This window comes from Mesorhizobium sp. B2-6-2 (assembly GCF_006440615.1).
Classification (GTDB): domain Bacteria; phylum Pseudomonadota; class Alphaproteobacteria; order Rhizobiales; family Rhizobiaceae; genus Mesorhizobium.
On sequence record NZ_VFUG01000021.1, the window covers coordinates 38312 to 56726 of the forward strand.

Below are 18415 nucleotides of genomic sequence, written 5' to 3' on the forward strand. Positions count from 1 at the left end.
CGTATCACTCCGCCGCCATTGGAGTCCTTTCGATGTTCGAGACCCTGCAGCCCGCGCCCGCCGACAAAATCCTTGCCCTGATCGGCCTCTATCGGAACGACCCACGGCCCGGCAAAGTCGACCTCGGCGTCGGCGTCTACAAGGACATCGACGGCAAGACGCCGGTGATGCGTGCCGTGCGCGAGGCCGAGAAACGGTTGCTGGCGAGCCAGGACACCAAAACCTATCTGGGCCTTGCCGGCGACACCGGCTTCAATGCGGCCATGATCAAGCTTGCCTTTGGCGAGAAGGCCGACCTTTCGCGCATCCGCGCGGCACAGGCGCCGGGCGGCTCCGGCGCGCTCAGGCTGGTGGCCGAGCTCGTGCAGCGCACGCGCCCCGGCGCGACGGTTTGGCTGTCCGATCCGACCTGGCCGAACCATCTGCCGGTGATGCGCGCCGCTGGTTTGCAGGTTCGCGACTATCCCTATTTCGATACCGCATCGGGCGCAGTCCGCTTCGACGAGATGCTGGCGGCGCTGAAAGTTGCCAACAGCGGCGACGTCGTGCTGCTGCATGGCTGCTGCCACAACCCGACCGGCGCCAATCTCGATATCGCGCAGTGGGCCCAGGTCGCCGATGTCCTGCTGGATCGCGGCTTGCTGCCTTTCGTCGACATCGCCTATCAGGGTTTTGGCGAGGGCCTCGATGCCGACGCCGCCGGTCTGCGGCTGCTTGCCGGCAAGGTGCCGGAAATGGTCGTCGCCTCGAGCTGCTCGAAGAATTTCGCCGTCTATCGCGACCGCGTGGGCGCCGCGATGATCATGGCCAAGGACGGCGCGCAGGCGGATGTGGCGATGAGCCAGATGCTGGCGGCAGCGCGCGCGCTGTATTCGATGCCGCCGGATCACGGCGCGGCGGCGGTGCGGATGGTGCTCGAAGACGTTGCCCTGAGGAAGGACTGGGAGACGGAGCTCGAGGAGATGCGGCTGCGCATGCTTCGGCTGCGCGTCGCCTTCGCCGAAGCGTTGCGCCGGCAGTCCAATTCCGACCGCTTCGATTTCGTCGCCAGCCATCGCGGCATGTTTTCGAGGCTTGGGTTGACCGAGGCGCAAGTCGAACGCCTTCGCGCCGAGCACGCCGTCTATATGGTCGGCGACAGCCGCATCAACGTGGCCGGCCTGCCGGAGGACGGCATGGACGATCTCGCCAAGGCGATCGTCTCGGTGCTCGACTGAGGCTGTGGACAACTCGTTTCGGTGTCCGGCCAGGATTGGTCGGACGCTGGCCGCGGGATAGACTCAAATCATGAAGCCCTCCAAGGACATTTCCCGGCTGATCGAGATCATGGCGGCGCTCAGGGTGCCGAAGACCGGCTGCCCGTGGGATATCGAGCAGAATTTCGCAACCATCGCGCCCTACACGATCGAGGAAGCCTATGAAGTGGCCGATGCGATCGCGCGCGGCGATCTCGACGATCTGCGCGATGAGCTCGGCGACCTGCTGCTGCAGGTCGTCTATCACGCGCAGATGGCTGAGGAGATCGGCGAGTTCGCTTTCGGCGATGTCGTCGAGGCCATCACCACCAAGATGATCCGCCGCCATCCGCACGTCTTCGGCGACGAGAAGGCGCGCAGCGCCGGCATGGCCAAAGGCATGTGGGAGAAGATCAAGGCGGTTGAAAAAGCCGAGAAGCGCGATGCCCGCATCGTCCGTGGTCTCGACCCGGAGGATCACGGCAAGGGCTATCTCGACAGCGTTCCGGTCGCGCTCCCTGCCCTGACGCGCGCACTCAAGCTGCAGGAGAAGGCGGCGCGCGTCGGCTTCGACTGGAGCGAGGCAGCTCCCATCCTCGACAAGATAGAGGAAGAGATCGGGGAATTGCGCGAGGCGCTCGCCACCGGTGACGCCGCTCCCATCAAGGACGAGTTCGGCGACATGCTGTTTGCTATCGTCAATCTCGGCCGCCACCTCAAGCTCGATTCCGAAGCCGCGCTCAGCGGCACCAACGAAAAGTTCCGTTCGCGATTCCACTATGTCGAACAGGCTCTGGAGGCCTCGGGCAAGTCGTTGGAGAAGGCAACGCTCGACGAGATGGAAGCGCTCTGGCAGCAGGCCAAAGGCACCAAGTAATCAGCCGGTTAGCTATGGCTCCTGCGATGCAGGCGGTTCTCTATCTCTTGCCTGGCGCTGTGTGTGGCTGTCAGCGAGAGCGTGACGCTGCCGTCTTCATTGTCAGTGCGCGAAACGACATCGCCGTTGCGGTAGAGCCAGTCGACCTGGCCAAGCTGGGCAGGGCTCAACGTCACAGTCATCGTTTCCAGCTCGCCCGACACGCGCGTCTCGATGAGCGCTTTAAGCGCGTCGATCCCTTCGCCGGTGACCGCCGATATAGAGATCGGCGGCGCCTTGCCGCTGGCGCTCTCGGCAAGCAGGCGCTCGCGATTGCCTTCGTCGAGCAGGTCGATCTTGTTCCAGACCTCGATCACGCGGTTCGCGTCGGCGGCATCGACGCCGAGATCGCCAAGAATGCGTTCCACGTCCTCGGCCTGGGCCGCCGTATCGGGATCGGAGATGTCGCGCAGATGCAGCACCAGATCCGCCTCGACGACTTCTTCCAGCGTTGCCCGGAAGGCCGCCACCAGATGCGTCGGCAGGTCGGAGATAAAGCCCACCGTATCCGATAGGATAACCGGCGTGCCGTGCGGCAGCCGCACGCGCCGCAGCGTCGGATCGAGCGTCGCGAACAGCATGTCCTCGGCCAGCACCCCTGCCCCGGTCAGCCGGTTGAACAGCGTCGACTTGCCGGCATTGGTGTAGCCGACGATCGCCACCACCGGGAACGGCACCTTCTTGCGCTTGGCGCGGTGCAGGTCGCGCGTGCGCCGAACCGTCTCCAGCTCGTGTTTCAGCTTGGTGATCTTGTCCTGCAGGATGCGCCGGTCGGATTCGATCTGGGTTTCGCCCGGACCGCCGAGGAAGCCGGCGCCGCCGCGCTGCCGCTCGAGGTGGGTCCAGCTCCGCACCAGACGACCCTTTTGGTAGTTGAGATGCGCAAGCTCGACCTGCAGCGTGCCTTCCTTGGTGCGCGCCCGCTCGCCGAAGATCTCGAGGATGAGCCCGGTGCGGTCGAGCACCTTGGCGTTCAGTTCCTTTTCGAGATTACGCTGCTGCACCGGCGTCAGCGGATGGTCGACGATGACCAGCTCCGCCTTGCGCTCCTTCACGATTTCAGCAAATTCAGCAACCTTGCCGCTGCCGAGCAGCGTGGCCGGCCGCGGATCGGCAACGGTCACCACCGCGGTGTGAACCGGGTTGAGATCGATGGCGCTGGCAAGCCCGACCGCTTCGTCATGGCGTGCATCTGCCGAACGGCTCAGGCGCGGACGGCTCGACTCATCGTCGCCGCGCGGCTGGCGGGTAAGCACCGGCACAATGACAACTGCGCGGGTCGGATCCTTGGATTCCGGCCCGAGTTGATGTCCTTGTTTTCCGCGAACGCTGCGGTCCGCGTCCTTATCACGTGCCAATCAGGCGCCCTGGCTTTCCTCGCCATCGAACATCTGAACCGGCTGGCTCGGCATGATCGTGGAAATAGCGTGCTTGTAGACGAGCTGGGAGTGCCCGTCGCGCCGCAACAACACACAAAAATTGTCGAACGAAGTGACGACGCCGGTCAGCTTCACGCCGTTGATGAGGAAGATGGTAAGTGGATTTTTGCTCTTGCGAACTGAATTCAGGAACAGGTCCTGAAGGTTTTGCGATCGTTCCGCCATTTTTCTTGTCTTTCGCCGATCCCCTTCGGTTTACGGGCCAATGCGCCAAATTACGAGGCACCTGTCAAGCGCGCAAACCCCCTCTTGCCGACATAATGGCAAGCAGAATGAGATAGTTGAGGTTACTTCCAGTTGTGCGGTTATCAGGCTGGACTTTTTTCCGCAATGTCAAAAAAGGCCTGCCGCAACGAAAGTGTCATCGAACCGGGATGGCCATTTGCGATCGGCGCGCCGTCGATTTCGATCACCGGCATCGCGATGGTGGTCGCCGAACTGATGAATGCTTCCCTGGCCGCCTTGGCTTCGGCGACCGAAAACCCGCGTTCCTCGATCTTGAGGCCAAGCTTGGCGGCGACATCGAAAAGCGTCGTGCGAGTGATGCCGCGCAGGATGCCATGCTCGGCCGGCCGGGTCACAAGGACGCCATCCCTGGTAACGATCCAGGCGTTGGACGAGCCGCCTTCCTTGACGTTGCCGTCGGTGTCGACGAACCACGCTTCCTGGGCGCCGGCTTCCTTGGCTTTCTGCTTGGCGAGCACATTGGGCAAGAGGCCGGTGCTCTTGATGTCGACGCGGTCCCAGCGATTCTCGGGAACTGTGATGATCTTGATGCCGGTCTCCACCCGCTTCGCCGCCGCGGCCGGATCGGCTTTTCTGGCGGTTATGACCAGGGAAGGCCTTGTGCCCGCGGGCGGAAATACGAACTCGCGGCTGGCGACGCCGCGCGTCACCTGCACATAGACGAGGCCGTCGACCACGCCGTTGCGATTGACCACCTCGCGCAGCAGCATCGGCAGGACGCTTTCGGTGACCGGCCAGGCGATCGAAAGTTCCTTCAGCGAGCGCTTGAGCCTGGCAAGATGGCGCGGCATGTCGACGATATGGCCGCGCGCCACCTCGCAAACCTCATAGACGCCGTCCGCGAACTGGTAGCCGCGATCCTCGATATGGACGCTGGCTTGAGCATGGACGACATAGCGCCCGTTGACATAGGCAATGCGCGGCATGGGAATCCTCAGGGAAATGTCCGGCTTTCTTAGGCGATTCCGCCCCTGCCGTAATGAACAATCGCGTGGGCCAAGCGCTCGCTACACACCCAGCGACTTCAGCTTGCGGTGGAGTGCCGATCGTTCCATGCCGATGAACTCGGCGGTCTTCGAGATGTTGCCGCCGAAGCGGTTGATCTGGGCGATCAAGTAGTCCTTCTCGAATTGCTCGCGGGCCTCGCGCAGCGGCAGGGCCATGATGTGCTGGTCCGACTGGTTGGGCGTGCGCGGCATGACATCGCCGATCTCGGACGGCAGAAGGTCGGCGGTGATCGGCGCATCGGCCTCTTCGCCGCGCGCCAGGATCATCAGTCGCTCGACATTGTTGCGCAATTGGCGAACATTGCCCGGCCAGTTGTGCGCCTGCAGCACGGCCAGCGCATCGTCACCGATGCGGCGCGGCCTTATGCCGGCCTGGCGCGCAATCTGCTTCATGAAGTTGTCGACGAGGTAGGGAATGTCCTCGCGCCGCTCGGCGAGCCCCGGCACCATGACCGGGACAACGGCCAGGCGATGGTAAAGGTCCTCGCGGAAGCGGCCGTCCGCAATCATTGCTTCCAGGTTCTGCGAGGTCGAGGAAATGATGCGGACATCGACCTTGACGCGCTTGGTGCCGCCTACCCGCTCGAATTGCTGCTCGACCAGCACGCGCAGGATCTTGTTTTGCGTTTCGCGCGGCATATCGGCGACTTCGTCGATGTAGAGGATGCCGCGATGCGCCTCCTCCAGCGCGCCGACCTTGCGCTCGGTGCCGTTCGATTCGGTGCCGAACAGCTCGATCTCCATGCGCTCGGGCGTGATGGTGGCCGCGCTCAGCGTGACGAACGGACCGGACTTGCGCGACGACAGCGTGTGGATGGCCCGCGCCGTCAGTTCCTTGCCTGAGCCGGAGGGGCCGATGATCATGACGCGGCTGTTGGTCGGCGCGACGCGCTCGATGGTCTGCCGCAGCTGGCTCATCGCCGACGACATGCCGATCAGGTCGAAGGTCTCGCCGCTGCGCTGCTTGAGGTCGGAGACCTCGCGCCGCAGCTTGGACGTCTCCAGCGCGCGCTCGGCGATCAGGATGAGGCGATCGGCCTTGAACGGCTTCTCGATGAAATCATACGCGCCGCGCCGGATGGCCGACACCGCCGTTTCGATGTTGCCGTGGCCGGAGATCATGACCACCGGCATGTTCGGATGCATGGTCTTGATCTCGTCGAGCAGCGCCAGGCCATCGAGGCGCGAGCCCTGCAGCCAGATATCGAGGAAAATCAGCCGCGGCGCGCGATCGGCAATCGCCGCAAGCGCGCTGTCGGCATCATGGGCCGTGCGGGTTTCGTGACCCTCGTCGCTCAATATACCGGCGACAAGTTCGCGGATGTCTTCCTCGTCATCGACGATGAGAATGTCAGACGCCATTACCGACCTTTTCAGTTTCTCGTTCGTGTTCGCTTCGACCTTCACCGCGTGGCGGCGCGGCTACGATCGTGGCCGGGGGCAGGATGATCGAGATCATCGCGCCCCGGCCGCCATGGAAATCCGCTGGCGCGTCGTGCAATTCGAGACGGCCGCCATGGTCCTCCACGATCTTTTTGACGATAGCGAGGCCAAGCCCGGTGCCCTTCTCGCGCGTCGTCATATAGGGCTCGAGAAGCCTTTGGCGATTCTCGCGCGGCAGCCCCTTGCCGTTATCGATAACGTCGATTCGTATGGCGCCATCTTGCCGTCCGGCCTGAATCCGGATTGTGCCGCCCGAACGGTCCTGCGCATCAAGTCCGTCGATCGCCTCGGCCGCGTTCTTGATGACGTTGCCGAAGGCCTGAGCCATCAGGCGGCTGTCGAAAGTGCCTTTCAACGGCTCGCTGCCGAAATCGCGCTGGAAGGCAATGTCCGAGCGGCTGACCTCGACCAGGAAGGACGCCTCGCGCAACGACTCACGAAGGTCGATCGCCTTCATCTCCGGCTTCGGCATGCGGGCAAAGGCCGAGAATTCGTCGACCATGCGGCCGATGTCCTCGACCTGGCGGATGATGGTATCGGTGCACTGGTCGAAGACCTCGCGGTCCTCGGTGATGACCTTGCCGTAGCGGCGCCTGATGCGCTCGGCCGAAAGCTGGATCGGCGTCAGCGGGTTCTTGATCTCATGCGCGATGCGCCGCGCCACATCGGCCCAGGCCGACGAACGCTGCGCCTGGACGAGATCGGTGATGTCGTCGACCGTCACCACATAGGATTTCTCTTCCTCGCCGTCGTCGCCGGACTCGACCGTCACCTGGACATTGAACGTGCGCTCCAGACCGGTGCGGAAGAAGGTCACCTGCTCGCGATAGACCGGCTTGCCGGACTGGCGCCCGATCTCGAACACGCGACCGACAAGCGGCAGGACCGTCGAAAGGTTCTGGCCGAGCGTCGCATTCGCCGAAATCGTCAGCATGGTCTCGGCCGAGCGATTGACGATGGTGATGATGCCGTAGGGGTCGACGCCGATGACGCCGGCGGTGACGCCGGCAAGCACCGCCTCGGAGAAACGCCGGCGCTCGTCGATCAGATCCTTGGCCGAGAGCAGCTCGTTGCGTTGCGACTTGAGCTCCAGGATCATGTTGTTGAAGGTCTCGCCGAGCGAGGCGACGTCGCCATCGGACTGGCGTACTGGAACGGCAACGTCGAGATTGCCGGTCGCCACCTCGTCGGCGGCGCCGATCAGCTGCCGGATCGGCCGCACGATCCGGTCGGCGACCGCGATGCCGGTCCAGATCGCCGAGAGCGTGATGATCAGCGTGAGCGACAGATAAGGCAACGCGAAGGCGACCTGCGAGGTCCGGCGATTGTCCTGCAGATTGCGGTATTCGTCGGTGTTGCCCCTGACGATCTGGCGCGCCTTGATCACGTCGGGATCGACCAGCCGGATCGTGTACAGATAAAGCCCTTCGATCTCGCGCAGCTTGATGATGGCGCCCATGATGTTGCGGGTGCGCGGTTCTATCAGCACCGGCTTGCCGTCGGCCGCGGTGTCGACGGCGCCCGAGGGCGGCTCGGGCATGGGGAAATCGGCGTCGGTCTTGGCGTTCATGACGAACGAGCCGTCCGGCTTGATCAGGGCCGCATGCGCCAGTCCGCGCCCCACGGCTTCCTTGTTCAACAGATCGAGGAAACCGCCCTTGTCGAGACCGTAAAGCGTGCGCGAGGCATCGAGATCGTATGCCATCGACAATGTCGTGCCCTGCAGGTTGCGCGCGTTCTCCTGCACATAGGCGTCAGCGATCGACAGCGACGAGTTGACGATCGTCTTGGTGCGGATTTCAAACCAGCGGTCGAGGCCGATGTCGAGCGTGATCGAGGCGATGATCGCCACCATGATGGCCGGGATGGCGGCGACCAGAGCGAACATGGCGACGATACGCACATGCAGCCGCGAGGCAGCCCTGCCATGGCGCCGCGCCAGTACGATGCGTCGCACCTCGCGCGCGATCAAGGCGATGAGGAACAGCACAAAGACGGCATTGGCCGCGATCAGGGCCCAGGTCGCGTCGGCGGTCGGCGCGATCGGCGTCGCGCCGACCAGGATCGCAAACGAGATGGCCGCGGTGATCACCGCGCCGGCAATGGCGACCACGCCGGGCAACGCCAGCAACCGTCGCCCGTCACGCGTGCCGGTCTGGTTGAAAAGCGGTTGGGTCAGGGTCGGAGCCTCAGCTGCCATGTCGCGGTACAGAGTCGGTCATCGCGTCGGATGTATGCAACGCATTGTGGCGATTATGCAACAAGTGTGGCCGGGAAGATAATCTTTCCCAGACAAAATTCACCGACGGGACGAGGTGACGTTACGGCTGCCTGGCCGATTTGTAGACGTTGACGCCGAGCTCGCGGATCTTCTTGCGCAGCGTGTTGCGGTTGAGCCCCAAAAGCTCCGCCGCCTTGATCTGGTTGCCGCGCGTCGCCGTCATCGAAGCCAGCACCAGCGGATACTCGACCTCGGCAAGAATGCGCTGGTAGAGCCCGGCCGGCGGCAATTCGCCGGCGAAGGAGGCGAAGTAGCGCTGCAGGAAATGCTCGACAGCCTGGCCGATCGACAGATCGTCGGGGATGAGCGCGCCGCCATCGGGCACGACCGGCCTTTCGCCGGTTTTCAGCTCCGATTCAATGATTTCCGACGAAATCTCGTCCTGCGAGTAGAGGGCGGCCAGCCGGCGCACCAGGTTTTCAAGCTCGCGCACATTGCCTGGCCAAGGATAGCGTTTCATGAGCTCGATGCCGCCGGAGGATATGCGCTTGGTCTGCAGGCCCTCGCTGGCGCCCTGCTTGAAGAAATGCCGCACCAGGTCGGGAATGTCCTCGGAACGCTCGCGCAGCGCCGGCAGTCGCAGCGGCACGACGTTGAGACGATAGAACAGGTCCTCGCGGAACAGGCCCTGGTTGATGAGCGTGCGCAGGTCCTTGTTGGTGGCCGCGACGATGCGGACGTCGGTCTTGATCGGCGTGCGGCCGCCGACCGTGGTGTATTCGCCCTGCTGCAGCACGCGCAGCAGCCGGGTCTGCGCTTCCATCGGCATGTCGCCGATCTCGTCGAGGAACAGCGTGCCGCCCTCGGCCTGTTCGAACCGGCCGCTGGAGCGGTTCTGTGCCCCGGTGAAGGCGCCCTTCTCGTGGCCGAACAGTTCCGATTCGATCAGGTCGCGCGGGATCGCCGCCATGTTGATGGCCACGAACGGGCCGCCGCGACGGCGGCCATATTCGTGCAGCGCGCGCGCTACCAGCTCCTTGCCGGTGCCGGACTCGCCGCTGATCATGACAGTGAGGTCGGTCTGCATCATGCGCGCCAGCATGCGGTAGATATCCTGCATGGCGGCGGATCGGCCGACCAGCGGCATTGTCTCCGGCTGGTCTTCCGCGCGGGCATCGAGCTTCGGCCGCTTCGGCTCGGCCAGCGCCCGGCTGACGATGTTGAGCAGCTCCGTCAGGTCGAACGGCTTCGGCAGATATTCGTAGGCGCCGGTCTCGGAGGCGCGGATAGCGGTCATGAACGTGTTCTGGGCGCTCATGACGATGACCGGCAGCTCGGGCCGTGCCTTTTTGATGCGCGGCAGCATGTCGAAGGCGTTTTCGTCGGGCATCACCACATCGGTGATGACGAGATCGCCCTCGCCCGCAGCCACCCAACGCCACAGCGTCGAGGCATTGGAGGTGACGCGCACCTCGTGGCCGACCCGCGACAGCGCCTGGTTGAGCACGGTGCGGATGGCCGCATCGTCATCGGCGACGAGAATATTGCCGCGAGCGGTCATGTGCGGTCTCCTTCAGCTTCATCGCCGGCGCTTGGTGCGGCCTCCTTCCAGGCTGGAAGCAGGATGCGAAATGTCGTCCCGCGCGGCGTCGAATCGCATTCGATGATGCCGCCATGCTCGCCGACGATCTTGGCGACCAGCGCAAGGCCAAGTCCGGAGCCGTTCGGCTTGGTGGTGATGAACGGATCGAACAGGATCGGCAGGATGTCCTCGGAAACGCCGGGACCATTGTCATGCACGCAGAATTCCAGCGGCAACGAGACCCGGTCCTGGGTTCCCGGCACCGAGACGCGGATGCCTGGGCGGAAGGCCGTCGAGAGCGCGATCTCACCTTGCGGATCGGCGCCGATCGCCTCGGCGGCGTTCTTGACCAGGTTGAGGAAGACCTGGATCAGCTGGTCGCGGTTGGCGAAGACCGGAGGCAATGATGGATCATATTCCTCCAAGATCTTGATCCGTCTTGCGAAACCATTCTTGGCAATCGCCTTCACATGGTCGAGCACGACATGGATGTTGACCGGATAGCGTTCGATCGGCCGCTCGTCGGAGAACACTTCCATGCGGTCGACCAGCGAGACGATGCGGTCGGTCTCGTCGGTGATCAGGCGGGTCAGCGCGCGATCTTCATCGGAGGCGGAAAGCTCGAGCAACTGGGCGGCGCCGCGGATGCCGGAGAGCGGGTTCTTGATCTCATGCGCCAGCATCGCGGCAAGACCGGTGACGGAGCGCGCCGCACCGCGATGCGTCATCTGGCGGTCGATCTTGTCGGCCATCGACCGTTCCTGGAACATGACGACGACCGAGCCCGGAAATTCCGGCACCGGCGCGACATAGAGATCGACCATCTTTTCGATGCCTAGCCGCGGCGACGAGACGTCGACGCGGTATTCGTTGACCGGCGCGCGGCGTTCGCGCACTTGGTCGACCAGCGTCAGCAGCGGGCTGCCGAAGGGCACCAGCTTGGACAGCGTGTTGCGGGCAAGCATATTCGCGCTGGAGCGGAAGAAGTCCTCGGCATCGGCGTTGGCGAATGTGATGAAGCCATCCGGATCGACCATGATCACCGGGCGGCGGATGGTGTTGAGCACGATGTTGGCGGCATCGGCCATATCGGGCTGCTGTGGCACGTCCGCCTTCATGCCGCGCTCCGCAGGCTGGTCGGTTGCGCGCCATCGGCGAAGACGCGGCACAATTCGGCCACGACTTCATCCGGCTCGAAGGACGTGAGAATGCGTTTGCGCCGCTCGGCTGAAACATCGGGAGCATGGCGGTCGAGATACCAGCCGAGATGCTTGCGCGCCTGGCGCAGGCCGCTTTCTATGCCGTAGAGCGAGAGCATGTCCTCGTAATGCGAGACGACATAGTCGGCGAGCGCCTGCGGCGTGTGCGGAATGCCTTGAGCGGATGCGTCAGTTCCGGCAGCCGCAATGCTGCCCGCGACCCAGGGGGCGCCGTAATGTGCGCGGCCGATCATCACCGCGTCGGCGCCGGACTGTTCGAGGATTGTCGCCGCCTCTTCCGGCGAACCGACATCGCCATTGGCCACCACCGGGATCGAGACGGCTTGCTTGACGCGCGCGATGGCGCGCCAGTCGGCCTTGCCCTGATAGAATTGGCAGCGCGTGCGGCCATGCACGGTCACCATGCTGACGCCGGCCTGTTCGGCGCGCCGCGCCAGCATCGGCGCGTTGAGCGCGCTTTCGTCCCAGCCGAGCCGCATTTTGACGGTCACCGGCACCGAAACGGCGCCGACCACCGCCTCGATCAGCGACAGCGCATGGTCGAGGTCGCGCATCAGCGCCGAGCCGGCATAGCCGCCGGTCACCTTCTTCGCCGGGCAGCCCATATTGATGTCGATGATATCGGCGCCCTCGCCCGCCGCGATTCGCGCGCCCTCGGCCATGTGCACGGCCTCGCGGCCGGCAAGCTGCACCATATGCACCGGCAGGCCGGAATGACGGATGCGAAGGTCGCAGCCTGCCCTGCCCTTGGCCAGTTCGCCGCTCGCCACCATTTCCGAAACGACCAATCCCGCGCCATGCGCGTGCGCGCGCTGCCGGAACGGCTCGTCGGTGATGCCCGACATCGGCGCCAGGAAAACCCGATTACGGATTTTCACGCCGGCGACATCAAGAGGCGATGCCAATGTGGTCAGTTCAGCCATGCACAAAAACCAAGCATGCTCGATCGTTGCACATTCTCTAGCCAGAAGTGTGGCATTGTGCAACGCGCAATGACGTCACATTAAGGCGCATTTTGGAAAAAGCTGGCCTTCGGCCATCACCCCGACTAGAGCATGATGCCGAAAAGTGTGAGCGGTTTTCGGCCGACATCATGCTCTACTTCTTTGATTAGAGACGGATTCAGATTTCAGGTCGAATCGACCTGAAATCATCCGGCTCTAGGACCGATCGGAATGAGCGAGGCAAGCGAAAAGCAAGCGGCAGGCCTGAACGGCGGGATCGGGGTGGTGATCGTTGCCGCCGGCCGCGGCGCGCGCGCCGGACAGGCCGACGGTCCGAAGCAATATCAGCGTATCGGCGGCCGTGCCGTCATCGCGCATACGCTGGATATCTTCCTCTCCCATCCGATGATCGGTCCCGTGGTCGTCGCCATCCATGCCGACGACGCCGACCTTTTCCAACGCGCGGCCGAAGCGCATGGCAATCGTCTTGTCGCCGTTATCGGCGGCCCTTCACGCCAGGCATCCGTCCGGCTCGGCCTCCTGGCGCTGAGGGACCAGGCACCGGCGAAAGTGCTGGTGCATGACGCCGTGCGACCCTTCGTCGACGCCGGGCTGATCGACCGCACCATCGAAGCCATCGGCGAGCGCCAGGGCGCGTTGCCGGCGCTGCCTGTCGCCGACACGCTGAAGCGGGAATCGGCCGCCGGCATGATCGACGAGACGGTGTCGAGAGCCGGCCTCCATGCCGCGCAGACGCCGCAGGGCTTTCCGTTCTGGCCGTTGCTTGCCGCGCACGAGAAGGCGCATCGTCTGGGCAAGACGGAGTTCACCGACGATGCGGCGATCGCCGAATGGGCGCAGATACCGGTCAGGATCGTTCCCGGATCGCCGGACAACGTCAAACTCACCTGGGCAAGGGACATTGCATTGGCCGACCAGCGGCTCTCGAGCGCGCAGCAGCGCTTCCCGGATATTCGCACCGGCAATGGCTATGACGTGCACGCGTTCGAGCCCGGCGACCATGTAACGCTCTGCGGCGTCGCCATTCCATATGATCGAAAACTCTCCGGCCATTCGGACGCCGATGTCGGGCTGCATGCGCTGACCGATGCGCTGCTCGCCACCTGCGGCGCCGGCGATATCGGCACGCATTTCCCGCCATCGGACCCGCAATGGAAGGGTGCTGCCTCGAAGATCTTCGTTGAGCACGCGGCAAGGCTGGTGCGCGAGCGCGGCGGCCGTATCGCCAATGCCGACATCACGCTGATCTGCGAGGCGCCGCGCGTCGGGCCGCATCGCGCGGCAATGACGCAAGCGCTCGCAGCCATGCTCGGCATCGCGCCCGAGCGCATTTCGATCAAGGCGACAACCAACGAGAAGCTCGGCTTTGTCGGGCGCGGCGAAGGTATCGCCGCGATCGCCACCGCCAGCGTCGTCTATCCGGGCGAGGTGCCGGCATGAGCAACGCCGAACTCGCAAATGCCCTGCTCCAGGCCTGCCAACAGCGCGGCATCATGCTGGCCACGGCCGAAAGCTGCACCGGCGGCCTGATCATCGCGGCGCTCACCGATATCGCCGGGTCTTCCGCCGTGGTCGATCGCGGCTTCGTCACCTATTCCAACGAAGCCAAGATGGAGATGCTCGGCGTCTCCGCTGCCACGCTCGACGCGCATGGCGCAGTCTCGCGCGAGACGGTTCTGGAAATGGCGGCGGGGGCGCTGACGCATTCGCAGGCAAGTCTGTCGCTCGCCGTCACCGGCATTGCCGGCCCCAGCGGCGGCTCGGCCGACAAGCCGGTCGGCCTTGTCTGGTTCGGGATAGCGCTTGCCGGACAACCGGTAATCGCCGAGCGGCAGCTGTTCGGTCACAAGGGCCGCGAATTCATCCGGCACGAGACGGTGAGGCACGCGCTGCAACTCGGCTTGCGCGCGCTCGGCGAACGTTAGACGGGCTTTACACCGTAAATCACGTTTGCCCGTTTCTCGAAGGCTTCCGAGAACATGCGGAAGGCGCGGTCGAACATCGTACCCATCACCGCGCCGAGGATTCGGCTCTTGAACTCGTAGTCGATGAAGAAATGCACCTCGCAGCCGCTGGTCGCGGGATCGAAGCGCCATATGTTGCTGAGATATTTGAACGGGCCGTCTATGTATTTGACGTCGATCGCTTTCTCGTCGGGCTTCAACAGCACCTGAGTCGTGAAGGTCTCGCGGATGGCCTTGTAGCCGATGCTCATATCGGCAACCAGGATGGTGCGGCCGTCACGCTCCTTGCGCGAGCGTACGGTGAGCGATTCGCAGAGCGGCAGGAATTGCGGGTAGGCCTCGATGTCCGCCACCAGCGCGAACATCTCGTCGGGCGTATGCGCGACGCGGCGTGTCGCCTCGAATTTCGGCATCGAAGGTCAGCTGGCCTTCGCGAGCTGCGCCTCGCGCGCCGCGCGCAGCCTGGCGAAATCCTCGCCGGCATGGTGCGAGGAGCGCGTCAGCGGGCTCGACGCCATCAGCAGGAAACCCTTCGTCTTGCCAATGGTCTCGTAGGATTTGAACTCGTCCGGCGGGATGAAGCGGATCACCGGATGGTGCTTCTTGGAAGGCTGCAGATACTGGCCGATGGTCATGAAGTCGACATTGGCCGAACGCAGATCGTCCATCAACTGCAGCACCTCGTTCCGCTCCTCGCCGAGCCCGACCATGATGCCGGATTTGGTGAAGATCGACGGATCGAGTTCCTTGACCCGCTGCAAAAGCCGGATCGAGTGGAAATAACGCGCGCCGGGGCGAACCGTCAGGTAATTCGACGGCACGGTTTCAAGATTGTGGTTGAAGACGTCGGGCTTGGCCGCGACGACGATCTCCAGCGCGCCGTCCTTGCGCAGGAAGTCGGGCGTCAGGATCTCGATCGTCGTCGAAGGCGTTGCCTTGCGGATGGCGCGGATGACGTCGGCGAAATGCTGCGCGCCGCCGTCGTCAAGATCGTCGCGGTCGACGGAGGTGATGACGACGTGGCTCAACCCCATCTGCTTGACGGCCTGCGCCACGCGCACCGGCTCATCCTGGTCGAGCGCGGTCGGGATGCCGGTCGCGACATTGCAGAAGGCGCAGGCGCGCGTGCATATCTCGCCCATGATCATGAAGGTGGCGTGCTTCTTGTCCCAGCATTCGCCGATGTTGGGGCAACCGGCCTCCTCGCACACCGTCACCAGCTTGTGCGACTTCACGATCTCGCGCGTTTCGGCATAGCCCTTGGAAACCGGCGCTTTGACGCGGATCCAGTCGGGCTTGCGCAGCACCTCCTGGTCGGGCCGGTGCGCCTTTTCGGGATGCCGCGGGCGCGGCCGGTTGGCGATCGTGTCTACGACTGTGACCATCTCAAACCCTTCGCGGCCGCGATTTCGCCTGCCGCCTGTCTTGCGTCATCTAGGACTTTTCGGGACAAAGAAAAAGGCCGCGGCAGCGCATGCCGCCACGGCCATTTTCGCATAACGGCGGCTTCGGGTCAGCGACGCACGAGCCGTCCGACGAAGATCAGCAGGCAGGCGCCGATGAAGCCGGTGATCAGATAGGCGACCCAGCCGACGCCGAACGACTGGATGTTGAGAGCCTGCAGGATCGCGTTCAGCACTATCGCACCGACGATCCCCATGATGATGTTCATGAAGATACCGGTGTTGCTCTTCATGACCATCTCGGCCAGCCAGCCCGCCAAGCCGCCGACGATGATGGCTGCGATCCAGCCGACACCATTCATATGCATGTGCCAATTCCTCCTCGATCAGGTGAAAATGCATCCGGATACGAACCGCCTTGCCGTCAGCTTTCTCCGGCTGCCGCGTGTGAGTCTCGCCCGACAACGTTAGCACGGATTGGCCATCGATCACCGGGTGATGACTGATCACCGATTGGTGACTCATCATGCGTTCAAAACGCGGCCATAGGCGTCGAGCACGCTCTCCTTCATCATCTCCGACAGTGTCGGATGCGGGAAGATCGTATGCATCAGCTCTTCCTCGGTGGTCTCCAGGTTCATCGCCACGACAAAACCCTGGATGAGCTCGGTCACCTCGGCGCCGACCATATGCGCGCCGAGCAGCTGGCCGGTCTTCTTGTCGAAAATGGTCTTGACGAAGCCTTGGTCCTCGCCGAGCGCGATGGCCTTGCCGTTGGCGCTGAACGGGAAGCGGCCGACGCGGATATCCTTGCCTTCCGCCTTGGCCTTCGCCTCGGTCAGGCCGACGGAAGCGACCTGCGGGCTGCAATAGGTGCAGCCGGGGATCTTCAACTTGTCGACGGGGTGCACGCCCGGGAAATTGGCTATCTTCTCGACGCAGACCACACCTTCATGCTCGGCCTTGTGGGCGAGCATAGGCGGGCCGGCGACGTCGCCGATCGCGTAGATGCCGGGCACATTGGTCTTGCCGTAGCCGTCGACGACTACGCAGCCGCGATCCGTCTTCACACCAAGCGCTTCAAGGCCGAGATTCTCGATGTTGCCCTGCACGCCGACGGCCGAGATCATGCGGTCGGCGGTGATCTTCTCGACCTTGCCGTCCTTCATCTCGACATGCGCGGTGACCGAATTGACGCCCTTTTCGACTTTGGTCACCTTGGCCTCGAGGAGGATCTGCATGCCTTGCTTCTCGAACTGTTTTTGCGCGAATTTCGAGACCTCGGCGTCCTCGACCGGCATCACCGCCGGCAGCAGCTCGACCACCGTCACATCGGCGCCCATGGTGCGGTAGAAGGAGGCGAATTCGATGCCGATGGCACCCGAGCCCATGACCAGCAGCGACTTCGGCATTTCCTTCGGCACCATGGCCTCGAAATAGGTCCAGATCAGCTTGCCGTCCGGCTCGATGCCGGGCAGCGCGCGCGGCCTGGCGCCGGTCGCCAGGATGATGTGCTTGGCCGTGTAGGTGCCCTCGCCCTTGACGCCTTTCGGCACCGGCGGCTGCGGCTCCATCGCCTTCTTCGCGGTCTTCGAGACGACGACCTCGCCCGGCTTGTCACCGGCAGGAGCCTTGGAAAGCTTCGCCTCGCCCCAGATGACGTCGACCTTGTTCTTCTTCATCAGGAAGCCGACGCCGGTGTTCAGCCGTAGCGAGACTTTTCGCGAGCGGTCGACCACGGCGGCCGTGTCGGGGATGATTTTACCCGCTTCAAGCTTCAGCCCGTAATCCTTCAGATGATCCGAATAATGCATGATCTCGGCCGAGCGCAGCAGCGCCTTGGTCGGAATGCAGCCCCAATTCAGGCAGATGCCGCCAAGATGCTCGCGCTCGACGATCGCCGTCTTGAAGCCGAGCTGGGCGGAACGCACCGCCGTGACATAGCCGCCGGGGCCTGAGCCGATGATGATGACGTCGTAGGATTCAGCCACGGGTTTTCTCCCTGATCTTTCTGAGGGTTAGAGCGAGAGCATGACGCGCACGAGCGGCGCCAGAGCCTTGCCGATGTTTCGCGTGTTCTCGGCATCGAGATGGACGCCGTCGAGCGGCGTGGTGGTAGCGACCGTGCCGGCGTCGAAGAAGCCGCAGCCGGCCTCGTCGGCCAGCGCCGAATATTGGGCCGCAAGTCGCTTGGAGGCGTCGTCACCGCCGGCGAACATTTCCTTGAATTCGGCGTTGTCGGTGCGTGTCACGACAGGCGGCGCGACAATGAGGATCTGCGGCGCCGGCCATTCGAACGGATAGTCATGGCCGCGCACGATATCGATCAGCCGCTGGATGCCCTGCTTGGCCGCGACCGGATTGCCGTGAATCCAAGGCTTCATGTCGTTGGAGCCGAGCATGACGATAACGAGATCGAGCGGCGCATGGCTGGTCAGGATCGTCGGCAGAATGCGAGCGCCATTGCGATCGGCGCCGGCCAGATGGTCGTCGAAGGCGGTGGTGCGGCCGTTGAGGCCTTCGGCGATGACTTCGACGTCGTTGCCGAGTTCAGCCCCAAGCACGCTCGGCCAACGGTCCTCGAGCGCATGGCGGCCGAGATTGGCGGCGTCGTAGCCCCAGGTCAGCGAGTCGCCATAACAGAGAATTGTCTTCATGCGATTGCCCCACCCTTGCCGAAAGCTGGCTGCGAGCGCCTGCCGCGCTGGCGTGCGCACAGCTCGCCAGCGGGATCGAAAATGATCAAAGCGAAAAGGCTGGTGAAGAATTTCCGC

At 63.7% G+C, this 18415-nt stretch carries 17 protein-coding genes; 4 read left to right on the forward strand and 13 right to left on the reverse strand.

What is annotated here, in order from left to right; translation table 11 throughout:
- Window positions 1-32 precede the first annotated feature (32 nt).
- Together FJ419_RS26730 and mazG are read left to right on the forward strand one after the other, a co-directional pair.
- Window positions 33-1217: an amino acid aminotransferase gene (locus FJ419_RS26730; protein WP_140700274.1), complete on the forward strand. Its 1185-nt coding sequence runs from the start codon at window positions 33-35 to the stop codon at window positions 1215-1217.
- Window positions 1218-1287: 70 nt separating this feature from the next.
- Entirely contained in the window at window positions 1288-2112 is an 825-nt protein-coding gene (gene mazG / locus FJ419_RS26735) for a nucleoside triphosphate pyrophosphohydrolase (RefSeq protein WP_140700276.1), read from the forward strand.
- Window positions 2113-2120: 8 nt separating this feature from the next.
- Here the strand turns inward: mazG and hflX are convergent, their stop codons facing one another.
- From hflX to dusB, 8 genes are all read right to left on the reverse strand, one after another.
- Window positions 2121-3509, reverse strand: a complete 1389-nt coding sequence (gene hflX / locus FJ419_RS26740; RefSeq protein ID WP_140700278.1) for a GTPase HflX — start codon at window positions 3507-3509, stop codon at window positions 2121-2123.
- Entirely contained in the window at window positions 3510-3755 is a 246-nt protein-coding gene (gene hfq / locus FJ419_RS26745) for an RNA chaperone Hfq (RefSeq protein ID WP_006202172.1), read from the reverse strand.
- A 143-nt stretch (window positions 3756-3898) separates the two neighbouring features.
- Complete coding sequence (locus FJ419_RS26750; RefSeq protein ID WP_140700280.1) at window positions 3899-4762, reverse strand: D-amino-acid transaminase; 864 nt, start codon at window positions 4760-4762, stop codon at window positions 3899-3901.
- 81 nt (window positions 4763-4843) lie between these two features.
- Entirely contained in the window at window positions 4844-6205 is a 1362-nt protein-coding gene (locus FJ419_RS26755; protein WP_140700282.1) for a sigma-54 dependent transcriptional regulator, read from the reverse strand.
- Complete coding sequence (locus tag FJ419_RS26760) at window positions 6195-8486, reverse strand: PAS domain-containing sensor histidine kinase (protein ID WP_140700284.1); 2292 nt, start codon at window positions 8484-8486, stop codon at window positions 6195-6197. The genes FJ419_RS26755 and FJ419_RS26760 overlap by 11 nt, the downstream gene beginning before the upstream one ends.
- Before the next feature lie 121 nt (window positions 8487-8607).
- Entirely contained in the window at window positions 8608-10068 is a 1461-nt protein-coding gene (gene ntrC / locus FJ419_RS26765) for a nitrogen regulation protein NR(I) (protein ID WP_140542911.1), read from the reverse strand.
- The gene (locus FJ419_RS26770) at window positions 10065-11207 is read right to left on the reverse strand and encodes a nitrogen regulation protein NR(II) (protein ID WP_140636713.1); all 1143 of its coding nucleotides are present in this window, start codon (window positions 11205-11207) and stop codon (window positions 10065-10067) included. Before FJ419_RS26770 ends, ntrC begins: the two co-directional genes overlap by 4 nt.
- Window positions 11204-12232: a tRNA dihydrouridine synthase DusB gene (gene dusB / locus FJ419_RS26775; RefSeq protein ID WP_140700286.1), complete on the reverse strand. Its 1029-nt coding sequence runs from the start codon at window positions 12230-12232 to the stop codon at window positions 11204-11206. Before dusB ends, FJ419_RS26770 begins: the two co-directional genes overlap by 4 nt.
- Before the next feature lie 252 nt (window positions 12233-12484).
- On the opposite strand from dusB, the gene FJ419_RS26780 reads away from it, so the two are divergent.
- Together FJ419_RS26780 and FJ419_RS26785 are read left to right on the forward strand one after the other, a co-directional pair.
- Window positions 12485-13714: a bifunctional 2-C-methyl-D-erythritol 4-phosphate cytidylyltransferase/2-C-methyl-D-erythritol 2,4-cyclodiphosphate synthase gene (locus FJ419_RS26780; protein WP_140700288.1), complete on the forward strand. Its 1230-nt coding sequence runs from the start codon at window positions 12485-12487 to the stop codon at window positions 13712-13714.
- Window positions 13711-14199, forward strand: coding sequence for a CinA family protein (locus FJ419_RS26785; RefSeq protein ID WP_140636719.1), 489 nt, complete (start codon window positions 13711-13713; stop codon window positions 14197-14199). The genes FJ419_RS26780 and FJ419_RS26785 overlap by 4 nt, the downstream gene beginning before the upstream one ends.
- Here the strand turns inward: FJ419_RS26785 and FJ419_RS26790 are convergent.
- The 5 genes from FJ419_RS26790 to FJ419_RS26810 all read right to left on the reverse strand — a co-directional run bounded on the left by FJ419_RS26790 (window position 14196) and on the right by FJ419_RS26810 (window position 18298).
- Window positions 14196-14651 (reverse strand): type II toxin-antitoxin system RatA family toxin, encoded by a 456-nt coding sequence (locus tag FJ419_RS26790; RefSeq protein ID WP_140700290.1) that lies wholly within the window; start codon window positions 14649-14651, stop codon window positions 14196-14198. The two genes, FJ419_RS26785 and FJ419_RS26790, sit on opposite strands and share 4 nt — an antisense overlap.
- 6 nt (window positions 14652-14657) lie before the next feature.
- Window positions 14658-15623 carry a lipoyl synthase gene (lipA, locus tag FJ419_RS26795; RefSeq protein WP_140700292.1) on the reverse strand — a complete coding sequence of 322 codons (966 nt, stop codon included), beginning with the start codon at window positions 15621-15623 and terminating at the stop codon, window positions 14658-14660.
- 128 nt (window positions 15624-15751) lie between these two features.
- Complete coding sequence (locus FJ419_RS26800; RefSeq protein WP_095765464.1) at window positions 15752-16009, reverse strand: GlsB/YeaQ/YmgE family stress response membrane protein; 258 nt, start codon at window positions 16007-16009, stop codon at window positions 15752-15754.
- 156 nt (window positions 16010-16165) lie between these two features.
- Entirely contained in the window at window positions 16166-17632 is a 1467-nt protein-coding gene (gene lpdA, locus FJ419_RS26805; protein WP_140700294.1) for a dihydrolipoyl dehydrogenase, read from the reverse strand.
- A 27-nt stretch (window positions 17633-17659) separates the two neighbouring features.
- Window positions 17660-18298 (reverse strand): SGNH/GDSL hydrolase family protein, encoded by a 639-nt coding sequence (locus FJ419_RS26810; RefSeq protein WP_140700296.1) that lies wholly within the window; start codon window positions 18296-18298, stop codon window positions 17660-17662.
- Window positions 18299-18415 lie beyond the last annotated feature (117 nt).